At 71.2% G+C, this 23,909-nt stretch carries 21 protein-coding genes; 10 read left to right on the forward strand and 11 right to left on the reverse strand.

The window, feature by feature from the left end; genetic code table 11:
- The 4 genes from rbbA to ACAM54_RS28225 all read right to left on the reverse strand — a co-directional run bounded on the left by rbbA (position 1) and on the right by ACAM54_RS28225 (position 6,878).
- Positions 1–2,751 carry a ribosome-associated ATPase/putative transporter RbbA gene (gene rbbA / locus ACAM54_RS28210; protein WP_369651845.1) on the reverse strand — a complete coding sequence of 917 codons (2,751 nt, stop codon included), beginning with the start codon at positions 2,749–2,751 and terminating at the stop codon, positions 1–3.
- A gap of 29 nt (positions 2,752–2,780) precedes the next feature.
- Complete coding sequence (locus ACAM54_RS28215) at positions 2,781–3,851, reverse strand: HlyD family secretion protein (RefSeq protein ID WP_192325669.1); 1,071 nt, start codon at positions 3,849–3,851, stop codon at positions 2,781–2,783.
- Complete coding sequence (locus tag ACAM54_RS28220) at positions 3,848–5,248, reverse strand: efflux transporter outer membrane subunit (RefSeq protein WP_192325671.1); 1,401 nt, start codon at positions 5,246–5,248, stop codon at positions 3,848–3,850. Before ACAM54_RS28220 ends, ACAM54_RS28215 begins: the two co-directional genes overlap by 4 nt.
- A 214-nt stretch (positions 5,249–5,462) precedes the next feature.
- Positions 5,463–6,878: a phenylacetate--CoA ligase family protein gene (locus ACAM54_RS28225; RefSeq protein WP_225613094.1), complete on the reverse strand. Its 1,416-nt coding sequence runs from the start codon at positions 6,876–6,878 to the stop codon at positions 5,463–5,465.
- 117 nt (positions 6,879–6,995) lie between these two features.
- Here ACAM54_RS28225 and ACAM54_RS28230 point away from each other — a divergent pair, with 117 nt between their 5' ends.
- A complete protein-coding gene (locus ACAM54_RS28230) occupies positions 6,996–9,674 on the forward strand; it encodes a GNAT family N-acetyltransferase (protein WP_369651542.1) in 2,679 nt (892 codons plus the stop codon).
- Here the strand turns inward: ACAM54_RS28230 and ACAM54_RS28235 are convergent.
- The 4 genes from ACAM54_RS28235 to ACAM54_RS28250 all read right to left on the reverse strand — a co-directional run bounded on the left by ACAM54_RS28235 (position 9,592) and on the right by ACAM54_RS28250 (position 13,345).
- Entirely contained in the window at positions 9,592–10,020 is a 429-nt protein-coding gene (locus ACAM54_RS28235) for a cytochrome c (protein ID WP_192325675.1), read from the reverse strand. The genes ACAM54_RS28230 and ACAM54_RS28235 overlap by 83 nt on opposite strands.
- 100 nt (positions 10,021–10,120) lie before the next feature.
- Entirely contained in the window at positions 10,121–10,804 is a 684-nt protein-coding gene (locus tag ACAM54_RS28240; protein WP_192325677.1) for an ABC transporter ATP-binding protein, read from the reverse strand.
- Complete coding sequence (locus ACAM54_RS28245; protein ID WP_192325679.1) at positions 10,797–12,035, reverse strand: ABC transporter permease; 1,239 nt, start codon at positions 12,033–12,035, stop codon at positions 10,797–10,799. Before ACAM54_RS28245 ends, ACAM54_RS28240 begins: the two co-directional genes overlap by 8 nt.
- Positions 12,032–13,345, reverse strand: coding sequence for an efflux RND transporter periplasmic adaptor subunit (locus ACAM54_RS28250; RefSeq protein WP_192325681.1), 1,314 nt, complete (start codon positions 13,343–13,345; stop codon positions 12,032–12,034). Before ACAM54_RS28250 ends, ACAM54_RS28245 begins: the two co-directional genes overlap by 4 nt.
- Positions 13,346–13,560: 215 nt before the next feature.
- Between ACAM54_RS28250 and ACAM54_RS28255 the strand changes: the two genes are divergently transcribed.
- Entirely contained in the window at positions 13,561–14,037 is a 477-nt protein-coding gene (locus ACAM54_RS28255) for a universal stress protein (protein WP_192325683.1), read from the forward strand.
- A gap of 34 nt (positions 14,038–14,071) precedes the next feature.
- Positions 14,072–14,683, forward strand: a complete 612-nt coding sequence (locus ACAM54_RS28260; protein WP_192325685.1) for a hypothetical protein — start codon at positions 14,072–14,074, stop codon at positions 14,681–14,683.
- A gap of 38 nt (positions 14,684–14,721) precedes the next feature.
- Here ACAM54_RS28260 and ACAM54_RS28265 read toward each other — a convergent pair whose 3' ends face one another.
- The 3 genes from ACAM54_RS28265 to ACAM54_RS28275 all read right to left on the reverse strand — a co-directional run bounded on the left by ACAM54_RS28265 (position 14,722) and on the right by ACAM54_RS28275 (position 16,902).
- Positions 14,722–15,558, reverse strand: a complete 837-nt coding sequence (locus ACAM54_RS28265; RefSeq protein WP_225613095.1) for a universal stress protein — start codon at positions 15,556–15,558, stop codon at positions 14,722–14,724.
- Positions 15,558–15,986, reverse strand: coding sequence for a hypothetical protein (locus ACAM54_RS28270; protein WP_192325689.1), 429 nt, complete (start codon positions 15,984–15,986; stop codon positions 15,558–15,560). The genes ACAM54_RS28265 and ACAM54_RS28270 overlap by 1 nt, the downstream gene beginning before the upstream one ends.
- A gap of 91 nt (positions 15,987–16,077) precedes the next feature.
- Positions 16,078–16,902 carry a universal stress protein gene (locus tag ACAM54_RS28275; protein WP_369651541.1) on the reverse strand — a complete coding sequence of 275 codons (825 nt, stop codon included), beginning with the start codon at positions 16,900–16,902 and terminating at the stop codon, positions 16,078–16,080.
- A gap of 158 nt (positions 16,903–17,060) precedes the next feature.
- Here ACAM54_RS28275 and mgtA point away from each other — a divergent pair, with 158 nt between their 5' ends.
- From mgtA to ACAM54_RS28310, 7 genes are all read left to right on the forward strand, one after another.
- Entirely contained in the window at positions 17,061–19,661 is a 2,601-nt protein-coding gene (mgtA, locus tag ACAM54_RS28280) for a magnesium-translocating P-type ATPase (RefSeq protein ID WP_369651540.1), read from the forward strand.
- A gap of 111 nt (positions 19,662–19,772) precedes the next feature.
- Positions 19,773–20,216 carry a universal stress protein gene (locus tag ACAM54_RS28285; RefSeq protein WP_192325695.1) on the forward strand — a complete coding sequence of 148 codons (444 nt, stop codon included), beginning with the start codon at positions 19,773–19,775 and terminating at the stop codon, positions 20,214–20,216.
- A 61-nt stretch (positions 20,217–20,277) separates the two neighbouring features.
- Positions 20,278–21,174 (forward strand): ribose-phosphate pyrophosphokinase, encoded by an 897-nt coding sequence (locus ACAM54_RS28290; protein ID WP_369651539.1) that lies wholly within the window; start codon positions 20,278–20,280, stop codon positions 21,172–21,174.
- A 102-nt stretch (positions 21,175–21,276) separates the two neighbouring features.
- Entirely contained in the window at positions 21,277–21,480 is a 204-nt protein-coding gene (locus tag ACAM54_RS28295; RefSeq protein ID WP_369651538.1) for a DUF2892 domain-containing protein, read from the forward strand.
- 141 nt (positions 21,481–21,621) lie between these two features.
- Positions 21,622–21,906, forward strand: coding sequence for a hypothetical protein (locus tag ACAM54_RS28300; RefSeq protein ID WP_209502048.1), 285 nt, complete (start codon positions 21,622–21,624; stop codon positions 21,904–21,906).
- A 93-nt stretch (positions 21,907–21,999) separates the two neighbouring features.
- Entirely contained in the window at positions 22,000–22,209 is a 210-nt protein-coding gene (locus tag ACAM54_RS28305) for a hypothetical protein (protein WP_192325703.1), read from the forward strand.
- 30 nt (positions 22,210–22,239) lie between these two features.
- Positions 22,240–23,904, forward strand: coding sequence for a PHA/PHB synthase family protein (locus ACAM54_RS28310; protein WP_369651537.1), 1,665 nt, complete (start codon positions 22,240–22,242; stop codon positions 23,902–23,904).
- Positions 23,905–23,909: the final 5 nt, after the last annotated feature.

The following is a 23,909-nucleotide window of genomic DNA, read 5'->3' on the forward strand; positions in this document are numbered from 1 at the left end:
CTAGGCCTGCTGTTTCTTCAACAAGGCGATCGACAGGCCGAGGATCACCGGCACCGCCGCGAGCATCCACAGAAACTGAGGCACGAGATCCGGCAGGCCGAGCGTCTTGTTGAAGACGCCGCGGCTCACGGTGAGGAAGTGCGCGGCCGGATAGATGCGGCCGATGAACGCACCGGTGCCCTCCAGCGACGAAACCGGATCGACCAGGCCGGCGAACTTGATGCACGGCACGATGGACCCGATCATCGTCACGAAGATCGCCGCGATCTGGGTTCGCGTGAAGGTCGAGCACAGGAGGCCGAAGCCGGTCGAGAAGGTCGTGAACAGGAGCGCGCCGAGCATCAGCGTGGCGAAGCTGCCCTTCATCGGCACGCCGAACAGCGTCACCGCCAGCGCGGACATCGTCAGGAAGTTGAACATGGCCAGCCCGATGTAGGGCAGCTGCTTGCCCAGCAGGAACTCGGCGCGCGTGACCGGCGTGACGTAGAGATTGACGATCGAGCCCAGCTCCTTCTCGCGCACCACGGAAAGCGCCGCGAGCATCGCCGGGATCATCATCAGCAGCAGCGGAATGACGGCCGGCACCATGGCCGGCAGGCTCCGCACATCGGGGTTGTAGCGGAAGCGGACCTCGATCGTGCTGGCCGCCACCGGATGCAGGCCCAGCCGGCGCTCGGCGACGCCGACCAGCCACGCCTGGTGCATGGCCTGCACATAGCCGCGCACGGTCTCGGCACGCGTGGGCATCGCGCCGTCCACCCAGGCGCCGATCTGCACCGGGCTGCCGCGCTGCACGTCGCGCGCGAAGCCCGGGGGAATCTCGATGGCCAGCGCCAGTTCGCCGCTGCGCATGCGCCGGTCCAGCTGGGCGTAGTCCGAGATCGGCGGTTTCTCCACGAAATAGCGGGAACCGGACAGATCGAGCGCGTAATTCCGGCTCAGCCCGGTCTGGTCGCGGTCCAGCACCGCATAGCTGAGGTTTTCGACGTCCATGCTGATGCCGTAGCCGATGATGAACATCAGGATCACGGTGCCCAGCAGTGCGAGCGTGGCGCGCACCGGATCGTGCCGCAGTTCCAGCGCCTCGCGCCGCGAGAAGCTCCAGGCCCGGGCGGCGCTGAACCAGCGTGGGCTGTGTGTGCGGGCCGGGGGGCGCCCGTCATTCTTGGAAGGCGGTGCCGGTGCCGTGGCCGCCGGCTCGCTGCCGGTGCCCGCGGCCTGCTGCAGCCGCGCGATGAACGCCTGCTCGAGTGTCGCCTTGCCGCTGCGCTCGACGATGGCTGCGGGGCGGTCCGTCACCAGCACCCGGCCGGCGTGCATCAGCGAGATGCGGTCGCAGCGCGCGGCCTCGTTCATGAAATGGGTCGAGATGAAGATCGTGACGCCGTCTTTGCGCGCCAGGTCGATCATGAGGCGCCAGAACATGTCGCGCGCCACCGGGTCGACGCCCGACGTCGGCTCGTCCAGGATCAGCACTTCCGGGCCGTGCACCGTCGCGACGGCCAGCGAGAGCCGCTGGCGCATGCCCAGCGGCAGGCTGTCCGGCAGGCGGTCGAGCACGCCCTCCAGCCCGAAGCGCGCGGCCAGTTCGGCGACCCGCGGGAGCACCTTCGCCTCCGGCACCCGGAACAGGCGCGCATGCAGCACGAGGTTCTGCCGCACCGTCAGCTCGCCGTAGAGCGAGAACGACTGCGACATGTAGCCCACGCGCCGCCGCGCATCGAGGTCGCCGGTCGAGACCGGCCGCCCGAACAGCCGCGCCTCGCCTTCGCTGGCAGGCAGCAGGCCGGTCAGCATCTTCATCGTGGTCGTCTTGCCGCAGCCGTTCGAGCCGAGGAATCCGAAGATCTCGCCGCGCCGGATGCGGAAGTCCACGTGGTCCACCGCCACGAAGTCGCCGAAGCGCATGGTGAGGCCCTTCGCCTCGATCGCGATGTCGTTCTCGCCCGCGGCGGGCAGCGCGGGCACCACCAGTTCGCCGGCATCGCCGCGCTTGCCTTCGGGCAGCAACCCGATGAAAGCCTGTTCGAGAGAAGCGGCACCCGTGCGTGCGCGCAGCTCGGCGGAGGTGCCGGTGGCCAGCACGGCGCCGGCATCCATGGCCACCAGCCAGTCGAAGGCATCGGCCTCTTCCATGTAGGCGGTCGCGATGATCACGCTCAAGGGCCGGCCCGCGGCACTGCGCTCCCGCCGGATGCCGGCGATGAGCGCCCAGAACTGCACGCGCGACAGGGGATCGACGCCCGTCGTCGGTTCGTCCAGGATCAGCAGATCGGGATCGTGGATCAGCGCGCAGCACAGGCCGAGCTTCTGCTTCATGCCGCCCGACAGCTGGCCCACCGGACGCGCCAGGAACGGGCTCAGGCCCATGGTCCGGGCCAGCGTATCGATGCGGCGGCGGCGCTCGGCCGCGGCGTGGCCGAACAGGCGGCCGAAGAATTGCAGGTTCTCTTCGATGGAGAGCGTCGGATAGAGGTTCTTGCCCAGGCCCTGGGGCATGTAGGCGATGCGTGGACAGACGCTGCGGCGGTGGTGCGCCACGGCCATGTCGCCGCCCAGCACCTGCACGCGGCCCTGCTGCACCGCCTGCGCGCCGGCCAGCAGGGCGAGCAGGCTCGACTTGCCGACGCCGTCGGGTCCGATCAGCCCGACCATCCTGTCCGCTGGAATCGCCAGGCTGACGCCGTCGAGCGCCATCGTGTGGCCGCGGCGCAGCGCGACCTGCTCCAGGCGCGCCACTTCGGGCGGCATCGGCGCGACACCCGCGCTGCCGGCCTGGCTCACGGGACCTTCAATGCCAGCCCGTCGGGCCATTCGGCCGCCGGGTCCAGCTTCACCCAGGCGACGCCCGGCAGGCCGGTCTTCACATGCGCGAGGTGCTTGCGCAGCAGGTCGCGGTCGATCCGCGCCTTGACCCGGAACATGAGCTTCTGCCGCTCGCTCGCCGTCTCGACGGTCTTGGGCGTGAACTGCGCCGCACTGGCCACGAACGAGACCCGCGCGGGCAGGACGTATTCGGGTGCGGCGTCGAGCACGATGTGGACCTCGGCGCCCTGCGCGAGCCGGCCGGCCACGACCTCGGGCACGAAGAAGGTCATGTACACATCCGACAGGTCCACCAGGCTGAGCACCTTGCCGCCCGGGCCGACCACCTCGCCCGTCTCGGCGATCCGGTACTGGACCCGGCCGTCGCGCGGCGCGACCAGGGCGCTGTCGTCGATGTCCGCGTCGATGCGGGCCACGGTGGCTTCGGCGGCCGCGACCATCGAGCGTGCGGCGCTGACCTGCGCGCGGGCGGCCAGCACGCCCGCCCTCGCCGCCTGCACCTGGGCGCGTGTCGCGGCCAATGCGGCCTGTGCGCCCAGCACGCGGGCGCGGTCGTCGTCCACCTCCTGCGCCGATGCGGCGCCTTCCTGCACCAGGGTCTCGGAACGCTTCAGCCGGCGCCGCGCGGCGTCGACCTCGCTTTCGCGCTGCACCACCTGCGCGATGGCCGCGTCGCGCTCGTTCTCGCGCACGTTGACCTGCGCCTCGGCGCTGCCGATGCCGACGATGGCCTGGGTGTGCCGCGCGCGGGCCTCGTCGCGCTGCGCCTCGAGCGTCTGCACCTGCATGCGGGCCAGCACCTGGCCGGCCGCGACGACATCGCCTTCCTCGACCTGGATGTCGCGCACCCGCCCTCCCAGCTTGCTCGCGATGTCGAACTCCGTGGCCTCGATGCGGCCGTTGCCGCTGACAAAGCCGCTCCCCGGACCGTCGCGGTGCAGGTGCGCCCAGAGGTACCCTCCGACGCCTGCCACGACGGCAGCCAGAGCCACCAGCAGGAGCAGCTTGCGCAGTCCGGTCTTCATGGTGCCTCCGGCGCCAGGGCCATGGCGAGCGAGCCGCCGCCGAGCGCGGCATAGACGCCGACACGGCTGGCCAGCGCCAGCCTGCGCGCCTGCACGCGTTGCTGCCCCGCGGCCAGCAGGTCGCGCTGTGCATCCAGGACCTCGAGATAGGCGGCGGCGCCGTTGTCGTAGCGCAGCTGCGCAAGGCGGGCGCGCTCGGTCTGCACGGCGAGCGCGCTCTGCGCGAGGGCCGCCTGCTCGGCGGACCAGCGGCGCGCGGAGAACGCGTCGGCGACGTCGCGGAAAGCCCCCTGCACGGTTTTCTCGTAGTTGGCCACGGCCTGCTGCCGGCGTGCCTCGGCCATTCCGAGGTTGGCGCGCCTGCGGCCCCCGTCGAAGAGCGGCAGCGACACGAGCGGCGAGAAGACCCAGGCACTGCTGCCGGCCGCGAAGAGGCCCTTGAGTTCGGCACTGGCCGTGCCTGCCGATGCGGTGAGGACAACGCGCGGAAAGAAGGCGGCGCGTGCGGCGCCGACGTTGGCGTTCTCGGCCTGCAACTGGTGTTCCGCGGCGGCGATGTCGGGACGGTCCAGGAGCATGTCCGACGGCAGCCCCGGGTCCGCGTCGCCCACCACGTCGTGCTCGGCGAGCAGGTCGGCCGCCGGCGCCAGGTCGACGGGCGCGCCGATCAGCAAGGTGAGCGCATGGGCCTGCGCCGCGCGGGACTGCTCCAGCTGCACACCGAGGGCGCGCGCCTGCATCAGGAGCGTCTCCACCTGCGTGACGTTCAGGCGCGAGGTGGCGCCCTCCTCCATCCGGCGGGTGAAGATGCGCAGGCTCTCCGCACGGCTGGCCGTGAACCGGCGCGCCAGCGCAAGGCGCTCGTCGGTCTCGCGCAAGGAGAGGTACCCGTTGGCGACCTCGGTCACCAGGCTGGCCGCGGCCGCGCGCCGGCCGGCCTGCGTGGCGAGGAAGTTCTCCAGTGCCGCGTCCTGCAGGTTCTGCAGGCGTCCCCACAGGTCGATCTCCCAGCTGGCCACGCCGATCCCCACGTCATACCTGCTGCCGATGATGGGCGTTCCGGTGAGGTTCAGGTCGCCCGGGACGCGGGACCGGTCGACCCCTGCCGAGACGCCGATGACGGGAAAGCGTTCGGCGCGCTGCGCCGCGAACATCGCGCGGGCCTGCGCCGAGCGGTGCAGCGCCATGCGCAGGTCCCTGTTGTTGTCGAGCGCCAGGCCAATCAGTTCGCGAAGCCTTGCATCGACGAAATAGTCCTGCCACTTCAGCTGCAATGCATCCGCGCCCTGCGGCCATTGCTGCTGCGGGAACAGCGCGGCCACGGTCGGCCGCGCGGCATCGTCCCGCGATGCCGACGCGCAGCCCGCCAGCACGCACGCCGCGGCAGCGGCGGCCATCCACCGGGCCGCGCGGCGCCTTCCCGGCCGCGCGCGCACCGCGCCGCCAGCTCCCGATCCATGTCGCGTTCGCCATTTGCTTGCCATGCGGCGATGGTCGCGGACGGCGCCGATGCCCGCGTTGATCCAACGCAAGGCCGGCGGGCCATGTCGCACCGCTTCACGGCGCGCGCCACACACCCCTGCCGACGATCCGGCGCCAGGCTCGCGCCCCTCACCCGGCGATCACGCGCCTCGTCTTGCCACTGCGGCCGCGGTGGAGGTCCTCGCCGCAGCGGCAGCGGATGCGCACGCCCCGCGCCCCCTGCTTCGACAGGAAGGCCCCCAGTATTTTGCCGGCCTGTTCCAGGGCCTGCTGCGCCGCCGTCCCCTGCCTGCCGGTCTTCAGCAGCAGCTCGCGGGGACCCTGCTGTACGAGCTGGAAGTCGAACAGGCCGGCCTCCTCCTCGAGCACCGTGCTCACCGCCAGCGGCACCACTTTCACCGCCGGCATGCCGGCGCCTCCCGCCAGGCTCAGCGTGTCGTCGTCGCGCCCCTTCACCTCGATGGCCTGCAGGTGCGAGCCGCACCGGCAGGCCGCGCCGAGCAGCGTGACCTGGTCGCCCAGGTCGTAGCGGATCAGCGGCTGCAGGTGGTTCGCCAGGTTGGTCAGCAGGGTCGTGGCGCCGGCATGGCCGCGCGGCACGCCGCGGCCGTGCGCATCGACGGGCTCGAGGATGGCCCAGTCGCTGTTGAGGTGCAGCACGCCAAGCTCGCATTCGAAGGCCAGCGACAGGAACTCCGAGGCACCATAGCTGTTGGCCACCGGGCAGGCGAAGGCGTCGCGCACGAACGCGCGGCTGGCGGCCGACAGCGTCTCGCCGCCGGTCCAGATCTCGCGCGGCGAAGCCTTCAGCCGGCCGGCGCGGCGCTCCTGCGCCAGCAACAAGGCGGCGCTCGGGTAGGTCGCGACCACGGTGGGCGCGAAGGCGTCGAGCTCGGCGCACAGGTCGCCGATCGGCTGCAGGAAGGAGATGCCCCGCAGGCGCCGCGACAGGCCCGGCTGCAGATGCCGAAGGCGCTCGACCGATACGGTGCTGGCGAAGTGTCCTTCGGTGGCGCCCACGAAGGCGATGCGCTCGGCCAGGCCCAGCGGATCGAACAGCCGCCCGAGCGGCCGCAGCAGCGGGCGGCGCAGTGCCTCGAGCGCGTCGTACACCGCCATGGACCGCGCGTCCTGCACGAAGATCGCGGGTTCGCCGGTGCTGCCCGAGCTTTCCCACACGGTGTAGCGGCCCAGGTACGCCTTGGCGATGTTCGCGGGATCGGCGACGAAGCGGCGCAGCTCGCCGAGCGCGAGTGCCGGATCGCTCACCCAGGCCCCGAAATCACTCATCAGCTCGGCCTTGTGCGCCACCGGCAGGTCTTCGAGCCGCAGGCTCGCCGGATCGCGCCCGGCCAGCAGGCGCCGGTACCGCGGCGATCGCTCGGCCGCAGCCGCAAGGAGGGCCGCCAGCCGTTGCGCGCGCTGCGCGGCGAGCGACTCGGCCGAGGCCTGCGTGGCCATCGACACCTCGGCCGCGGCCACGCAGGCCTGCCACGGATCGAAGATCGGCGGCATCGGCCCAGTAGCGGCGGAATCGGTTCGCATGGCTCTGTGTTCCATCGAGTGCCCGAGCTTGGCCCTGCGCCGCGGCGACAGGTTGACATGCGTCAAGGCAGGGGCCGGCACCGCCCGGCACCATGAGCGTCCACTCCGGAGCCTCCCTTGAGCATTCGCCATCTCGATCGCCTGCTGTCGCCGGCCTCCGTCGCCGTGTTCGGCGCCTCCAACCGGCCCGCCAGCGTGGGCGCCACGGTCTGGCGCAACCTGCGCGCCGGCCGGTTCGCGGGGCCGGTGTATGGCGTGAACCCGAAGCATTCAACGCTCGACGGCGTGCCGATCTTCGCCACGGCGGCCCATCTGCCCGCGGCGCCCGACCTGGCGCTGATCTGCACGCCGCCGGCCACCGTGGCGCCGCTGGTCGCCGAACTCGGCGCGCTCGGCACCCGCGCGGTGGTGATCGTCACGGCGGGATTGAGCGCGGAACAGAAGAAGGCCGCGCTGGAGGCGGCGCGGCCGTTCACGCTGCGGCTGCTCGGGCCCAACTGCCTGGGGCTGCTGAGTCCGCACATCGGCCTGAACGCCAGCTTCGCGCACACCGATGCGCTGGCGGGCGACGTGGCCTTCGTCTCTCAATCGGGCGCGCTGGTCACGGCCGTGCTCGACTGGACGCGCAGCCGGGGCGTCGGCCTGTCGCACCTGATCTCGCTGGGCGACCACTGCGATGTCGACTTCGGCGACCTACTCGACCACCTGGCCAGCGACGCGCGCACACGATCGATCCTGCTCTACGTGGAGTCGATCGAATCGCCGCGCAAGTTCATGTCGGCCGCGCGGGCCGCCGCTCGCAACAAGCCGGTGATCGTGGTGAAGGCCGGGCGCGCCGGCAACGGCGTGAAGGCGGCCGCCTCGCACACCGGCGCGCTGGCCGGCTCCGACACGGTCTACGACGCGGCCATCCGGCGCGCCGGCATGCTGCGCGTCGACACCCTGCAGGAGCTGTTCATCGCCGCCGAGACGCTGTCGCGCTTTCGCGGCAATCGGCACACCACGCTCACGGTCATGACCAATGGCGGCGGCGCCGGCGTCATGGCCGCCGACGCCGCCGCGCACGAAGGCGTGGCGCTGGCGGAGCCCGGCGCCGCCCTCCTGGCCCGCCTCGATGCCCTCCTGCCGATCCACTGGTCGCATGCCAACCCGATCGACATCATCGGCGACGCGCCGGTCGAGCGCTACGCGGAAACCCTCTCGGCCCTGCTGGCCGACGACTCCGCGGGCGCCGTGCTCTTCGTGCATGCGCCGACCGCCATCGTGCGCGCCGAGGACATCGCGCGCGCCTGCCTGCCGCTGGTGCGCAGCCACGCCTCGCGCGTGATGAGCGCCTGGCTCGGCGACCACGCGGTGGCGCAGGCGCGCAAGCTCTTCGAGGACGCGGGCATCGCCGACTACGCCACGCCGGAAGAAGCGGTGCATGCCTTCGCCATGCTGCAGACCTACCGGCGCAACCAGGAGATCCTGACCGAGACGCCGAGCGCCAGCCCCCACACCGCGCCCGACAGCGCCGCAGTCCGTGCGCCGCTGGACGCCGCCATGGCCGAAGGCCGCGAGTGGCTGGGCGAGCAGGAGGCCAAGGCCCTGCTGAAGGCCTACGGGATCGAGGTCGTGCCCACGCTGGCGGTTGCGGCCACGGCCGAGGCGGCCGTCGAAGCCGCGCGCGGCCTGGGCTATCCGGTGGCGCTCAAGATCCTGTCGCGCGACATCACCCACAAGTCGGATGTGGGCGGCGTGCGGCTCGGGCTGGACAGCGATGCCGCCCTGGCCGGCGCCGCCCGCGAGATGCTCGAGGCGGTGCGAAGCGCCAGGCCGCTGGCGCGGATCGACGGCTTCACCGTGCAGCCCGCAGTGCACCGCCCGCATGCGCAGGAACTCATCGTCGGCGCCAGCATCGACAGCGTGTTCGGCCCCGTGATCCTCTGCGGGCAGGGCGGCACCGCGGTCGAGGTGATCGGCGACACGGCCATCGCGCTGCCGCCGCTGAACCGCGCGCTGGCGCACGAGCTGGTCTCGCGCACCCGCATCGCGCGCCTGCTGGCTGGCTTCCGTGACCACCCGCCGGCCCGGCTCGACGCGTTGTACGACGTGCTGGTGGCGGTCTCGCAGATGCTGGCCGACCTGCCGCAACTGGCCGAGCTCGACATCAACCCGCTGTGGGTGGACGAAAGCGGCGCGCTGGCGCTCGATGCGCGCGTCCGGCTGTCGCGCACGCCGGTGGCCGGCGCCGAACGCTTCGCCATCCTGCCCTACCCCGCGCAGTGGGTGCGCACGCAGGCCTGGAACGGCCGCTCGATCGTGGTGCGGCCGATCCGCCCCGAGGACGAGGCGCAGCACCGGCGCTTCCTCGAGTCGCTGGATGCGGAAGACATCCGCATGCGCGTCTTCTCGACCCGCAACGAGCTGCCGCGCAGCGAGCTCGCCCGCCTCACGCAGATCGACTACGACCGCGAGATGGCCTTCATCGCCGAGGGCGTCGATGCACAGGGCGGCGCCGAGACGCTGGGCGTGGCGCGCACGGTGAGCGACCCCGACAACGTGGAGGCCGAGTTCGCGATCATCGTGCGCTCCGACCTCAAGGGCCAGGGGCTGGGCACCCTGCTCTTCGAGCGCCTGATCGAGCACGCGCGCCGCCGCGGCATCGAGCGCCTGGTCGGCTTCGTGCTGCGCGAGAACACCCGCATGCTGAAGCTCTCGACCGCCATGGGCTTCAAGGCCGATCCGGCAGAGCCGCCGGCCTCGGGCCTGCGGCGAATGGTGATGGACCTGGCACCCCCGGCGACCCCGACCTGATCGCCGGCGTGAAGCCGTAGTAGCGCTCGTTCAGGAAGCGCGCGACCTCCGCGATGTCCTCGTCGCGCCAGCCGAGCGAGGCGGCCTGCTGCCAGCGCCGGACCTGTTCCTCGAGGCTGTTCCAGTCGGTGGCCAGCCTCCGGCTGCGCCAGTGCATCTGCGTGCTGTGGCAGGCGATGCAGTTCGTGTTGTAGAGCAGCTCGCCGCGCGACGGGCTCTGGGCGCGGGCCGGACTGCCCTGCAGCGCCGCCGCGGCCAGCACGGCCGCCGCCAGCTGCAGCGGGGCCGGCACGCGGCGCCCGCGCTTGCTTCGATGGCCGTCGAGCGGGGTCTGTGTCGAGCGCATGTTCGTCTCCTGTTCGGCCGCGGCGGGTGAAGGCACCATCGTCCGCGCAGTGCCCACCCGCCCGCTTGATCCAGCGCAATGGCTGCGTCGGACGCCGGCCTCAGCGCTCCAGCCGGCCGTCCACGACCCGGATGATCCTGTCGCAGCGCGCTGACAGCAGCGGGTTGTGCGTGACGAACAGAACGGCCATGCCGTGGTCGCGGTTGGCCTTCCGCAGGAGCTCGAACACGGCATCGGCGGACTTGGTGTCGAGATTGCCGGTCGGCTCGTCGGCCAGCAGCAGCGGCGGCGCCATGGCCAGCGAGCGGGCCACCGCCACACGCTGCTGCTGGCCGCCGCTGAGTTCGGTGACCCGGCTGTCGCGCCAGTTCGAAAGGCCCACGCTGTCGAGCAGCGCCGCGGCGCGCTGCGCCATGCCGTCGTTGAAGAAGGTGGCGTCGCCGAGCATCGGCATCATCACGTTCTCCAGCGCGGTGAAGCCGGCCAGCAGGTTGTGGTACTGGAAGACGAAGCCGATGCTGTGCCCGCGCAGCCGCGTGAGCGCATGGTCATCGAGCGCCCCGGTTTCCTCGCCGCCGATGCGCAGCGACCCGCTCGTGGGCCGGTCGAGCAGCCCGACGATATTGAGCAGCGTGCTCTTGCCCGAACCCGAGGGCCCCATCACGGCGCAGAACTCGCCACGCGCCAGCGTGAGGTCGATGCCGTGCAGCACCTCGGTTTCGTTCGCCAGCCCCAGGTTGAAGGCCTTGCGCACATCGCGCAGGCAGACGACCGGTTCAGCCACGGATGGCCACCACGGGGTCGAGCCGCGCCGCGCGCAGCGCCGGGGCGAAAGCCGCCGCCAGGCCGGTGAGGGTCGCCAGCAGCAGCGAGGCCACGAACAGGCCGGGCTCGATCGCCAGCGGGAAGAGCGGCGTGCCGTCCGGATTGAGCGCATAGCGCTGCCACAGCAGCAGCGCCACCAGGCCGATGCTCGAGCCGCCGACGGAACCGGTCAGCCCGAGCAGTCCCCCCTGCAGCAGGAAAACGCGCAGCACCTGCCCGCGCGAAATGCCCATGGCGCGCAGGATGCCGATCTCGCGCGACTTCTGCACCACCGACACCACCAGCACGCTGGCGATGCCGAAGGCCACCGACAGGGCGACGAAGAAGCGGATGGCCGTGTTCGAGGTCTTCTGCGCCTGCACGGCGGTGAAGAACTGCGCGTTCGTCGCGATCCAGCTGTCGGCCTGCACGCCGTTGGCGGCCGTGATGCGCTGGGCGACGGCCTCGGCGGCGTAGATGTCCTTCACCGTGACGTCGATCGCCGACACGCCGCCCACCAGGCCGAGCAGGCTTTGCGCCGTGCGCAGCGCCACGTAGGTGGTGCGCTGGTTGGCGGGCTTGCTGCCCAGGTCGAACAGCCCGGTCACCGCGAGCGTCTGGTCGCCGCCGCCGGCCGCGGACACGCGCAGCTTGTCGCCGACCGCCACGCCGAGATCGCTCGCCAGGTCGGTGCCGATGAGGATGTCGCTCGGCGTGAGGCGCGTCGTTCCGCGCACCATCTTCTCGGGCAGCGCCACGATGCGGAAGTACAGGGCCGGATCGACGCCGATCACCGAGATGGCGCGGCTCGCCTCGCCCCGGATCACCAGCGCGGAGCCGCTCGCGATGGGCGACACCACCGCCACCTCGGGCATGGCGCGGACCTGGGCCGCGAGCGTCTGCCACTGGTCGATCGACTTGAGCCGCTGCAGCGGCGCCTGGATGATCGCGTCCTCCAGCGGGCCGCCGCCTGCCGCCCGCACCGGCCCCAGCGGCCGCGCCACCTCCTTGGGTGGCAGCAGCTGGATGTGCGCCTGGGCCGTCAGCACGCGGCGGATGAAATTGGACTGCAGGCCGGTGAGCAGCGCCGACATGAACACGATCACGGCCACCCCGATGGCGATGCCCGCGACGATGAACAGGGTCTGCATGCGCCCCTCGCGCAGGAAGCGCAGCGCCACGATCCATTCAAAGGGCATCCAGCGGCTCATGGCAACGGCGCGCCGGTTTCACCGGGCACGGCCACCGCGCGCAGGCGCTGGCCGTCCCGGATGCCGCTCGTCCTCGCCGGCAGCACGAGATCGCCTGCATGCAGGCCGTCGAGCACCTCGCTCAGGCCGCCGCCGCGCAACCCGAGGCGCACCGGCTGCCGCCGCGCATGGCGCCCGTCGACCTTGAAGACCCAGGGACCGACGCGGTCGGCGTCATGCAGCGCATCGGAAGGTACCAGCACGGCCTGCAGCCGCTGCGCCACCTGGATGTCCACCGACACGGTCATGTCCTGCCGCAGGTAGGAGGGCGGATCGGGTACGTCCAGCTTGACCTCCACCGAGCCGCGCTGCACGTCCACGCCGGGGTTGATGTAGGCCAGTTCGGCCGCCAGGCGCTGGGCGGGGTAGGCGTCCGCCGATGCGAGCGCCTTCTGTCCGAGCGCGAGCGACTGGAGGTTCTTCTCATCGATCTGCACCACCAGCTGCGTCTTGCCGGCCGGCGACAGCACCATCAGTGCCTTGCCGGGCTGCACCACGTCGCCAGGCTCCACGGCGCGGTCGATCAGCGTGCCGGCCGCCGGCGCAACGATGGTCGCGTAGACCAGGCGCGAACGCGCCGCGGCCGCGCCGGCCCGTGCCTGGTCGAGCGCGGTGACCGCCACCGCCTCGTCGCTTCCGCCCGCGCGTGCGCTGTCGAGCTGGCTCTGGCTTGCGCGCAGCTGCGATTCGGCCAGGTCGACCGCCTTGCGCACGTCGTCGAGCGCGGCCTGCCCGACGAAGCCCTGGTTGAACAGGTCGGTGTTGCGGCGCAGCTGTGCGCGCGCGTTGTCGAGGTTCACCTGGGCCTGCCGCACGGCTTGCGCGGCCACCGGCGCCTGGACCTCGCGCAGCAGGCGCAGCCGCGCCCGCGCCTGCGACACCGCCGCATCCGCCTGCGCCACGGCGGCGGCCAGTTCCGCGCTTTCGAGCTCCACGAGCACCTGGCCCGCCTCGACGCCCTGGCCCTCCGCCACGGGCACGCGCCGGACCGTGCCGGTGAGCTGGGTCCCGATGTTCACGCGGTGCGGCGCCTCCACATGCCCGCTGGCCACCACCGACTGGACGAAGTCGCGCTGCACGACCGCACTCACCTCCACGCGCGGCCCGAGCAGCCAGCGAGGCCCGAGCCATGCGCCCGCGGCCAGCAGGGCCGCCACGGCGAGTCCGCCCGCCACATGCGGCCTGACAGCGGCCCAAAGCCGCCTGGAATGCTGCGGCAATCCCGGCCGCGGCAACTCAGGCTTCAGCGGAGCAGGAATGCGTGAGGACATGGCAGGCGGGCGGTTCAGCGCGCAGTTCGGATGGAAGGGCTGCCAGTCTCGCCCCATGGACCCAAACAACCTTGACACGCATCAAGGCGCGCACGTTCGCGCCATATTGACCTGGCGCAAGGCCGCCGCCGATGGCCAGGCGAAGAATCCGTCTGTCCGCAGCGCCGGGGCCGGCGACGGATGCCTGTTTCAAAAGCGGTCCCGAGGAGAACGCCATGTCCCTGTACTCGCATGTCCTGGTTCCGCTGGACGGCAGCCCCACCGCCGAACGCGGGCTGCAGGAAGCCATCCGCCTGGCTGGCGAGCTCAAGGCCAGGCTGCGGCTGCTGCACGTGATCGACGATTTCCCGATGCTCGCGCAGATGTCCACCATCTCCAGCTTCGAGGCCGGACTCCAGAAGATGCGGCAGTACGGGGAATCGGTGCTTGCCAAGGCCCAGGCCCAAGCAACTGCGGCCGGCCTGGTGGCGGAGACCGTGCTGCGCGAGATCACCGCAGGACGCATCGCCGACATCGTCGTCGAGGAGGCCGGCAAGGCAGCCTGCGACCTGATCGTGATCGGCACCCACGGCCGTCGCGGCATCGGACGCGCGCTGATGGGCAGCGACGCCGAGCAGATCCTGCGCAGCGCGCCGGTTCCCGTGCTGCTGGTGCGACAGGAAAAACCGCCTGAGGCGGCCGACCATGAATGAATTCAATGCATTCCCATCAACCAAGGAAACCACCATGACATCCAGGAAACTCCGCTTCTTGCTGGTCCCGCTCGCCGTGGCGCTGAGCAGCATCGCCTTTGCCGCGGACAGCACCGCGCCGGGTCAGCTGAGCCCGCCCTCCGGCACGACCCAGAAGGCCCGGGACGCCGCCGGCCGGGCCGCGCGAGAGGCCGAGAAGGCCGCGCGCGAAGCCGCCGACGCCGCAAAGGCCGCGGCCGAAAAGAGCGAGGTCGCCACCGGCAAGGTGTCGAAGGCGCTGGCCGAAGGCGTGCGCCGCGCCGCGCGCAAGGCCGCCGAGGCCGCCACCCGGCTGGAGGAAAAGGCCGGCACCTCGGCGAGCAAGGCGCTCGACGAAAGCAAGGAAGCCACGCGCGCGGTCCAGGAGGAAAGCAGGAAGGCCTCGGCCGCTACCGCGGAAGCGCTGCAAAGGGCGGAAGAGTCGCTCAAGCGTTCCGCCGAGGCCAGCAAGGAGGACGCCGAAAAGGCCGCCCAGGCCACGCGCGAGGCGCTCGACAAGGCCGTGGACGCCACGCGCAGCGCCGCCAAGGCCGCCGCGGACGCGTCTGCGCGGACGGTCGAGGCCGTGAAGCATGCGGCGCGCCGCACGGAACCTGCAAAGAAATGACGCCGCCCGGCGCCCGCTGATAAAGCCCCCGTCCCACGTCAATGGGCCATGAGGACGGGGATGCGGGTTCGCGCCAGGACATTGCGCGTGGCGCCCCCCAGGATGCGCTCTCGCGCCCGGGCGTGCCCATAGCCGCCCATCACGATCAGGTCGGCCGCCAGGGCCGACGCGCGCGCCAGCAGGGCCTCGCCGATTTCCCCGGCTGCCGCGCCGCAGTCGACATCGGCGCGAATGCCGTGCCGCAGCAGCCAGCCGTCCAGGTCGTCGGGGCAGGGCGCGCCGGCCGATGCGCTGGCGCCGTCCGCCAGCAGCGACACCACCGTGACCTGGCTGGCCTGGCGCAGCAGCGGCAGCGCGCCGTGCACCGAGAGTGCCGCCTCCCGGCCGCCGTCCCAGGCCACCAGGACCCGGCCCAGCGCGCCATCGAAGCGCCCCGCGCGCGGCACGACGAGAACGGGCCGGCCCGCATGCAGCATGACCTCTTCGGGCAGTTGCCGCGCCCGGGCGTCCACCGCCGCCTGGCGGTCCGGCTGGCCGACCACGACCAGGTCGCTGCCGTGGCCGTGGTCGACGACGGCATCCACGGGGTCGCCATGCACCAGCCGGATCTCGCACGGCGGCGAGCCCGCGTCGCGCAGCCGGCAGCGGAAGACATGCGCGACGGCCTCGGCCCGCCGGCGCTGGTACAGGGAAGCTGCGGCCATGAGGGCGGCGGTCTCAGGGGCCTGCGGGAGGGCCGCCGCCCCGGCCTGCACGCCCGTGGGAACGATGCCCAGCAGGTGGCTGCCATGCTGCCTTGCCAGCCGGGCCGCGAGCAGGGTGCGGGCTTCGCAGCGCTCGGTGTGGTCGAGATGGAGGGTGATCGTCGAGAGCATCACGGCTTCCTTCGGGATGGCGATGCCGGCGCCAGCGCCGTGTGCAAGGTGCGCAGGGCCTCGGCCACCACGGCCTGCCGGGGCACGGCGTCGAGGGTGGAACGCGACGGTGCGGCCTGCTGCCGACGCTGCTCGGGCGCGCGGGTGGTGCCGCCGCTGCCCGGCGGGCAAAACGCCAAGACCGCCGAGGCCTGGGCCGACGCGGTGCGCCGGAGGGCGTTCACCGACGCCACGGCCAGGGCCTGCCAGTCTGCGGCCTGCGCAACCGCGTCCGCCTCGGCGCGGGTCTCGGCCGCACCGTCGCGCAGCGCATGCGATCCGAGTTCGAGGCATTGCGCCGCGCTGGTCTCCAGCATGTCGAGCGTGTGCAGCCACACGCCCCATTGCGCCTTGCAAAGCGCCAGGGGAAAAGTGAATTCGGTGCTCATGGCGATGTGTCCTCCGGATCGGCGACCCGCATGCACGGATGCTGGCGGCAGGCAGGCGCGCATGCCTTGCGCGGGATCAACTCCGCGCCGCTCAGTGCGACATCAGCACGGGCAGCGTCATCGATTCCAGGATCGACTGGGTGGCGCCGCCCAGCACCCATTCGCGCGCCCGGCTGTGGCCGTAGCAGCCCATGACCAGCAGGTCCGCGCTCAGGTCGGCGCAGAAGGAAAGCAGCTTGCTGCCGGCATCCGCGTCGTCGTCGCCGCCGGGATGCAGCTCGAGATTCCGCACGCCCTGCACCCGCAGGTAGTCCTGCAGGCTCTGCAGGGAGGCCTGCGCGTCCTCGCCATAGGCCACGGCATGCACGCGGGTCGCCGTGCGCAGCCACGGCAGCGCGGCCGTCACCGCGCGCGCGGCCTCGCGCGTTTCCTTCCACGCCACCAGCACGGTGCGCCCGACGGGGCCGATCGGCCCCGCGTAGGGCAGCACCAGCGCCGGCCGGCCGCTCTGCACCAGCAGGCTGGGCAGGAAGTCGCCCGGGAGCTCGCCGTGCGCCGGGTCGTTCCCATTGCGCTGGCCCAGCACCAGCAGGTCGGCATAGAGCGCGCGCCGGGCGAATCCCAGGGGCCCGTCGCTCTCCGGCTCGGCCCAGTGCAGGTGCTGCGAGCCCGCGCGGTTCGCCATGAAGGTGGCGTACATCCTGTCGCGCGCCGCCTTGTCGATCTCCTGCATGATCGCGACCGCCTCCGCCGCGGCCTCGACGGCGAACGGGTAGCGCACGAGTGCGGACAGCGTGCACGGCTGGCCGGTGACTTCGGCATCGAAGGTCTCGGCCAGCTCGCGGGCCAGCGCGATGCGCGCCGCCGTGCGCTCCGAACCGTCGAGGTGAAGCAGGATCGATTTCGGGGTCTGCATGAGGGCTCCTGGTGCTCGGGCAATGCGATGGGCCGACCTTAGGCCGCCGCTCCCCGGCTGGCCTTGCGCTGGATCAACCGCCTGCGGACTTCCGCGCCGCCGCGCCGATGCTTGATCGGGCGCAAGTCCGGGACGCGCCGGCAGGCCTAGCCTGGGGCATGCGCCCCTCAGTTCCACACCCTTCGCACGCCAACGCCGAAGCCTGCGTCCCCGAGCCATGGTGGCTTGGTGCGCACACGGGCGCCGCCTGGGGACTGTCGCAGCTGCAGGCCGACGAGGCGCGTGCACGCTGGGGGCCCAACAGCTTCGAGCCGCAGGCGAAGCGCTCGCTGGCACTGCAGTTCCTCGCGCGGCTGCGCAATCCGCTCGTCCTCGTGCTGCTCGCCGCCAGCACGATCTCGGCGGCCACGGGCGACATCGCCAACGCCGGGATCATCGTGCTGATGGTGCTGCTGAGCGTGACGCTCGACTTCGTGCAGGAGCACCGCGCCAGCAACGCCGCCGAGAAGCTGCGCGCCTCGGTGGCGCTGCGCGCCCGCGTGCTGCGCGACGGCGCCACGCGGGAGATTCCGGTGACCGAGGTGATGCCGGGCGATCTGATGCTGCTGTCGGCGGGCGATCGCGTGCCGGCGGACGGCCTGGTGCTGGAGGCGCGTGACTTCTTCGTCAACCAGAGCCTGCTGACCGGGGAGTCCTACCCCGTGGAGAAGCGCCCGGACGCGCCAAGCGGCGATGCCCCCGAGCTGCAGGACGCCCTCCACGCGGTGTTCATGGGCAGCACGGTGATCAGCGGCAGCGCGCGCGTCGGCGTCATGGCCATCGGCCCACGCACCGCGCTCGGCGAGGTGGCGAGCAGCATCCAGGTCGAACCGCCGCCCACCGCGTTCGAGATCGGCATGCACCGCTTCGGCCTGATGATCATGCGGTTGACCCTGCTGCTGGTGCTGTTCGTGCTGCTGGTCAACGTGGTCCTGCATCGGCCGCTGCTCGACTCCTTTCTGTTCGCGGTGGCGCTCGCCGTCGGGCTCACGCCCGAGCTGCTGCCGATGGTGGTGTCGGTCACGCTTTCGCGCGGCGCCATGCGCCTTGCCGGGCGCCGCGTGATCGTCAAGCGCCTGGCCTCGATCCAGAACCTCGGCGCGATGGACGTGCTGTGCACCGACAAGACCGGCACCCTGACCGAGGCGCGCATCAGCCTGGCCTGTTGCGCCGACGCGGACGGCCGCGACAGTGCACGGGTGCTGATGCTGGCCCACCTCAACAGCACCTTCGAGAGCGGCCTGAAGAGCCCGCTCGATGAGGCACTGCTGGCGCACCCGATGGACACCGCGGCCTGGAAGAAGATCGACGAGGTGCCCTTCGACTTCGAGCGCCGGCGCGTCTCGGTGCTGCTCGACCGCGGCGATGCGCGCTGGCTGGTGGTGAAGGGCGCGCCGGACGACGTGCTGGCCCTGTGCAACCGCTTCGAACGCGACGAGGGCCGCTCGCCGGCACCGCTGGACGCGGACGCCCTGGTGCAGCTGCGCGAGCGCTGCCATGCGCTCGAACGGCAGGGCCTGCGCGTGCTGGGCGTGGCCTGGCGCGATGTGCCCGCAGACCATCCGCATGCCGACGTGCGCGACGAGAGCGCGCTGGTGTTCGCCGGCTTCGCCGCCTTCATCGATCCGCCCAAGGCCGGTGCGGGCGAAGCCATGGCCGCGCTGGCGAGGAGCGGCGTCCACGTGAAGATCGTGAGCGGCGACAGCGAGCTGGTGACGCAGCACCTGTGCACGCTGCTGCGCATCCCGGTGGCGGGCGTGCTCACGGGGCAGGAGATCTCGGCCATGGACGATATCGCGCTGCGCGCCCGCGTGGGCCGCACCACCCTGTTCTGCCGCGTCAACCCGGCGCAGAAGAACCGGATCATCCTGGCGCTCAGGACGCGCGGCCACGTGGTCGGCTACCTCGGCGACGGCATCAACGATGCCCCCGCGCTGCGCTCGGCCGATGTGGGGCTGACCGTGGACAGCGCGGTCGACGTGGCGCGGGAGGTGGCGGACATCGTCATGCTCGACCACGACCTCGGCGTGCTGCACGAGGGCGTGCTCGAAGGGCGGCGCACCTTCGGCAACGTCATGAAGTACATCATGATGGGCACGAGCTCCAACTTCGGGAACATGCTGAGCATGGCGGGCGCCTCGCTGCTGCTGCCCTTCCTGCCGATGCTGCCGGCGCAGATCCTGCTCAACAACGTGCTCTACGACCTGTCGCAGGCGGCCATCCCGCTCGACCGCGTGGATGCCGCCGACCTGCACCGGCCCCGCACGCTCGACATGAAGTTCATCCAGCGCTACATGTGGCTGTTCGGCGCGATCAGCTCGGCCTTCGACGCACTGACCTTCTGGCTGCTGATCCAGGTACTGCACGCCGATGCCCCGCTGTTTCGCACCGCCTGGTTCGTCGAGTCGCTCGCCACCCAGGTGCTGGTGATCTTCGTGATCCGCACCCGCGGCCGGCCCTGGGCCAGCCGCCCCGGCGCGGCGCTCTCCGTGGCATCGCTCCTCGTCGTGGCCGCCGCGCTGCTGCTGCCTTTTTTGCCGCTGGCCAGGTTCTTCCATTTCGAGCCGCCGCCCGCGATCTTCTTCGCCTGGCTGGCCGGCATGCTGGCGGCTTACCTGGCGCTGGCGGAGATGGCCAAGCGATTCTTCTACGCCCGCCTGGCGGGCGCCGCGCCTTCGCGGGTGCGCCGGCCGGCGCCGCACCGCCGGGCCCGGGCCTGACCCGCCCCGATGCGGCGCCCCTGCGGCCGCTGCAATGTCCCTTGATCTGAATCAACGCACGCCGCGTGCCGCGAGCCTAAGCTCGCGGCACACACTCCATCGGAGACTCTCATGTTCAAACGCATCCTCGTTCCCACCGACGGTTCCGCGCTCTCGAAGAAAGCAGTCGCGAGTGCGATCTCCCTGGCGGCCCAGAACGACGCCGATCTCGTGGCGCTCCATGTGGTTCCACGCTACCAAAGGAGCTACTTCGACGGTTCCATGACCGTCTCCGCCGAGGACGTCAGCCGCGTCGAGAAGCAATGGAACGACAAGGCCGTGGCCATGCTCGATGCCGTGAGCGCGCGCGCCAGGCAGGACGGCGTGCGCATCAAGACGGCGACGGTCAGCTCCGACCTGGTGGCCGAATCGATCATCGCCGCAGCCAAGAAGCACAAGAGCGACCTGATCGTGATGGCATCGCACGGCCGAAAGGGCATCAAGCGATTGCTGCTGGGCAGCGAGACGCAGCACGTGCTGGCGCACTCGGCGCTTCCCGTGCTGGTCCTGCGATAGTCCGCCACCGTCGGCCTGCCCTGCGCCAAGTTCACAGCGCGGCGGGAACCCAGGCATTCGAATGACCATGCCCGTCGTCGCGGTCGCGATGCCCGGAAACGGCCAGCTCGCCGACGCGCTGGCCGCGTGCCTCGGCCTGGAACGCGGCGCGGCCACGGTGCGGCGCTTTCCCGATGGAGAGTCCTACGTGCGCATCGAATCGCCGGTCGACGGACGCGGGACGCTCATCGTCTGCACGCTCGACCGGCCCGACGACAAGCTCGTGCCGCTGTTCCTGCTGGCGGCGGCGCTGCGGGACGCCGGCGCAACCTCGGTGGGCCTGGTCGCGCCGTACCTGGCCTACATGCGGCAGGACCGGCGCTTCCAGCCCGGCGAGACGGTCAGCGCCCGGCATGTGGGCGCATGGCTCTCGCAATGTGCCGACTGGCTCGTGACCGTCGATCCCCACCTGCACCGCATCACCGACCTGTCCCAGGTCTGCAGCGTTCCGTCGGGCGTCGTGCATGCCTCGCCGAGCGTGGCGCAGTGGATTCGGGCCCATGTGCGCGAGCCCCTGCTGATCGGTCCCGACGAGGAAAGCGCCCAATGGGTCGGCGCCGTGGCGCAACATGCCGCGGCCCCGTTCATCGTGCTGAGCAAGACGCGCCGCGGCGATCGCGACGTCGAGGTCTCGCTGCCCGATGTCGGGCGCTGGCGTTCGCACACGCCGGTGCTGGTGGACGACATCGTCTCGACCGCCCGCACCATGATCGAGACGGTCGGCCACCTGCGCCGGGCCGGTCTCGCCGCCCCGGTGTGCGTGGCTGTCCACGCCGTGTTCGCGCAGACCGCGTTCGAGGATCTGCGCTCCGCCGGCGCGGGCGACATCGTCAGCTGCGACACCATCCGCCATCCATCCAACCGGATCCGGCTCGCCCCCGCCATTGCGGCGAGCGTCCGCGCGCTGCTGCCCGCCTGAGGGAGCGGACACATCCGGAGCAGCCCCCGCCTCCTTGATCTGCCTCAATGCCCGACGGGCCGGCGCCGCACAAGATGCGCTCCTGCCCGCAAGGAGAAACGCATGTCCTTCCTGTCCAAAAACATCGGCCCCCTCGAACGCACGGCGCGCGTGAGCGGCGGCACGCTGCTCATCGTGCTCGCCGCCACCGAAATCATCGGCCGCTGGGGCTACATCGGCGTGGTGCCGCTGCTGACCGGGGTGATCGGCACCTGCCCGCTCTACTCGCTCTTCGGCTTCAGCACCTGCGCCCACGCCAGGCGCTGATCGCCCGGCAGACCCGCCATGTCCGTCCTCCAGTGGGTCGCGGTGGCGCTGGCCGCGGTGCTGTCTGCCGCGGGTGCGTGGCTGTTGCTGAACATGTTCGTCTTCTGGGTCACGCTCGACTGAGCCCATGGAGGTCTGCCCATGTGCCTGAACCTCTTGAGGGCGCTGTCCGAAGCGCCGCTGCCCTGCACCCGGGCCGATGCCGCGGTGATCGACAGGCTGCGCGTGCTCGACGCCGCCGGTCTGATCACGGTGCGGATTCCACCGCCGCACGCCGCTGTCGATCCCATCCAGCGACAGGATGCAGCCACCGTGCTCGAGATCACACCGCGCGGACGCGAAGCCCTGCGCACGAACAGGGTCGAGGACGAGCGGCCCCTGATACCGACGATTGACACAGTGTTTCCGTCTGATGCGCAGCATTGATGATGCAGCCAAGCACGGGTTCTAAATTGGTATGGCGCGATTCGTTTTCCGATGGCAATGGCGAACGCAAGCGCAACGCCCAAGGAGACCAAGATGGACACACTCACTGCATCCGGTGGCTACGAACTTCGGTTTCAACCCCTGTTCGACAATCACCGCGCCTTCGTCTTTCCATGTGACGCGGTCGGCCATGTGGACATGGATTCGCTCAGCGAGCGGACGCTCAACAACTACCTGTATGCACGCGCGATGATGGGACTGGAACTTTCCTGGCCCGAGGTGCGCCTGAGCCGGCCGCACTGACCACCCGCGAGCTTTCCGCAACAAAACACCATGAACGCAGAGCCCGACGAACTCGACCGAACCTTGCACGCACTCTGGGGCCACCTGGGCGGAGGCATGTCGCCCGCAGCGCAGATGCTGGCGTGGTCGGACTGGGCCGTCCACCTCGCGACGCAGCCCGGCCGCGCGATCCGCGCCGCCATCGACGGAGCCGCGGTCCAGGCACCCGGGACGGTGCACGAGCCGCGCCTGTCGGGACCGCAATGGGATGCCTGGCCGTTCAGCCTGTACCGGCAGGCCCACGAGGCCGCCGCCCACCGCCTGCGCACCTTCATTCACGGCGTGCCCGGCGTGGACCGCCACCATGAACAGCTGGTGGCCTTCATGGCACGGCAATGGCTGGAGCTGCTGTCGCCGGCCAACGCCGCGGTCACCAATCCGCAGGTGCTGCAGAAGATCGCAGCCACCGGCGGCGGCTGCCTGGCGAGCGGCGCGATGCACTGGGCCGAGGATGCCGGCCGCATGGCCTTCGGGCGTGCACCGGCCGGGGCGGAGTCGTTCAGGCCCGGACATGAAGTCGCGCTCACGCCCGGACAGGTGATCCTGCGCAACGAGCTCATCGAGCTCATCCAGTACGCCCCCGCCACGCCGACGGTGCACGCCGAACCGGTGCTGATCGTCAGCGCCTGGATCATGAAGTACTACGTGCTCGATCTCTCGCCGCACAATTCGCTGGTCCGCCATCTCGTGGCCAACGGGCACACGGTCTTCGCGATCTCATGGCGCAACCCGCAGGCGGCCGACGCGGAACTCGGCATGGCCGAATACCTGCGCCTGGGCATCATGGCCAGCCTCGACGCGATCGAGGCCGTGGCGCCCCGGCGCCGCGTCCATGCGGTGGGCTATTGTCTCGGCGGCACCCTGATGGCGATCGCCGCGGCGGCCATGGCGCGAGACAAGGACGACCGCCTGGCCACGCTCACCCTGCTGGCCGCGCAGACCGACTTCACCGAGCCGGGGGAACTGGGCCTCTTCATCGACGAAAGCCAGCTGGCGTTCCTGGAGGACATCATGTCGCGCCAGGGCTACCTGGGCGCGGAGCAGATGGCGGCGGCTTTCCAGGCCTTGCGCCCGGGCGATCTGCTCTGGGCGCCGATGGTGCGCAACTACCTGCTGGGCGAACGCGTGCCGGTGACCGACCTGATGGCCTGGAACGCAGACGGCACGCGCATGCCGCACCGCATGCATGCCGACTACCTGCGCAGCCTGTTCCTCGACAACGCGCTGGCCGAGGGCCACTACCTGGTCGACGGACGGCCGGTGTCGCTCAACGACATCGACGTGCCGGTGTTCGCGCTCGGCACCCGCACCGACCACGTGGCACCCTGGCGATCGGTGTACAAGATCAATCTGCTGTGCGACACCGAGGTCAGCTTCGTGCTGACGGAGGGCGGCCACAACGCCGGCATCCTGAGCGAGCCGGGGCATCCGCACCGCAGCCACCAGCTGCTGAAGCGCACGAGGAACGCGCCGTACGTGGCGCCGGACGAATTCCTCGACCGCGCGCAGCAGAGGGCAGGCTCCTGGTGGCCCTGCTTCCAGCAGTGGCTGGCGGCGCATTCGGGACCGAGGCGGCGGCCGCCGGGCATGGGTTCGCCGCGGCACGGCTACCCGCCGATCGGCGACGCGCCGGGCGCCTACGTGCTCGAGCGCTGAGTTCC

This window comes from Variovorax sp. V93, from assembly GCF_041154485.1.
GTDB lineage: Bacteria > Pseudomonadota > Gammaproteobacteria > Burkholderiales > Burkholderiaceae_C > Variovorax > Variovorax beijingensis_A.

Excerpts from the sequence above, each read along its gene's own strand:
- rbbA (WP_369651845.1), bottom strand. The coding sequence starts at position 2,751 with ATGCCGCCCGAAGTGGCGCGCCTGGAGCAGGTCGCGCTGCGCCGCGGC.
- ACAM54_RS28215 (WP_192325669.1), bottom strand. The coding sequence starts at position 3,851 with ATGAAGACCGGACTGCGCAAGCTGCTCCTGCTGGTGGCTCTGGCTGCC.
- ACAM54_RS28220 (WP_192325671.1), bottom strand. The coding sequence starts at position 5,248 with ATGGCCGCCGCTGCCGCGGCGTGCGTGCTGGCGGGCTGCGCGTCGGCA.
- ACAM54_RS28225 (WP_225613094.1), bottom strand. The coding sequence starts at position 6,878 with ATGCGAACCGATTCCGCCGCTACTGGGCCGATGCCGCCGATCTTCGAT.
- ACAM54_RS28235 (WP_192325675.1), bottom strand. The coding sequence starts at position 10,020 with ATGCGCTCGACACAGACCCCGCTCGACGGCCATCGAAGCAAGCGCGGG.
- ACAM54_RS28245 (WP_192325679.1), bottom strand. The coding sequence starts at position 12,035 with ATGAGCCGCTGGATGCCCTTTGAATGGATCGTGGCGCTGCGCTTCCTG.
- ACAM54_RS28250 (WP_192325681.1), bottom strand. The coding sequence starts at position 13,345 with ATGTCCTCACGCATTCCTGCTCCGCTGAAGCCTGAGTTGCCGCGGCCG.
- ACAM54_RS28255 (WP_192325683.1), top strand. The coding sequence starts at position 13,561 with ATGTCCCTGTACTCGCATGTCCTGGTTCCGCTGGACGGCAGCCCCACC.
- ACAM54_RS28260 (WP_192325685.1), top strand. The coding sequence starts at position 14,072 with ATGACATCCAGGAAACTCCGCTTCTTGCTGGTCCCGCTCGCCGTGGCG.
- ACAM54_RS28265 (WP_225613095.1), bottom strand. The coding sequence starts at position 15,558 with ATGCTCTCGACGATCACCCTCCATCTCGACCACACCGAGCGCTGCGAA.
- ACAM54_RS28270 (WP_192325689.1), bottom strand. The coding sequence starts at position 15,986 with ATGAGCACCGAATTCACTTTTCCCCTGGCGCTTTGCAAGGCGCAATGG.
- ACAM54_RS28275 (WP_369651541.1), bottom strand. The coding sequence starts at position 16,902 with ATGCAGACCCCGAAATCGATCCTGCTTCACCTCGACGGTTCGGAGCGC.
- mgtA (WP_369651540.1), top strand. The coding sequence starts at position 17,061 with ATGCGCCCCTCAGTTCCACACCCTTCGCACGCCAACGCCGAAGCCTGC.
- ACAM54_RS28285 (WP_192325695.1), top strand. The coding sequence starts at position 19,773 with ATGTTCAAACGCATCCTCGTTCCCACCGACGGTTCCGCGCTCTCGAAG.
- ACAM54_RS28290 (WP_369651539.1), top strand. The coding sequence starts at position 20,278 with ATGACCATGCCCGTCGTCGCGGTCGCGATGCCCGGAAACGGCCAGCTC.
- ACAM54_RS28295 (WP_369651538.1), top strand. The coding sequence starts at position 21,277 with ATGTCCTTCCTGTCCAAAAACATCGGCCCCCTCGAACGCACGGCGCGC.
- ACAM54_RS28300 (WP_209502048.1), top strand. The coding sequence starts at position 21,622 with ATGTGCCTGAACCTCTTGAGGGCGCTGTCCGAAGCGCCGCTGCCCTGC.
- ACAM54_RS28305 (WP_192325703.1), top strand. The coding sequence starts at position 22,000 with ATGGACACACTCACTGCATCCGGTGGCTACGAACTTCGGTTTCAACCC.
- ACAM54_RS28310 (WP_369651537.1), top strand. The coding sequence starts at position 22,240 with ATGAACGCAGAGCCCGACGAACTCGACCGAACCTTGCACGCACTCTGG.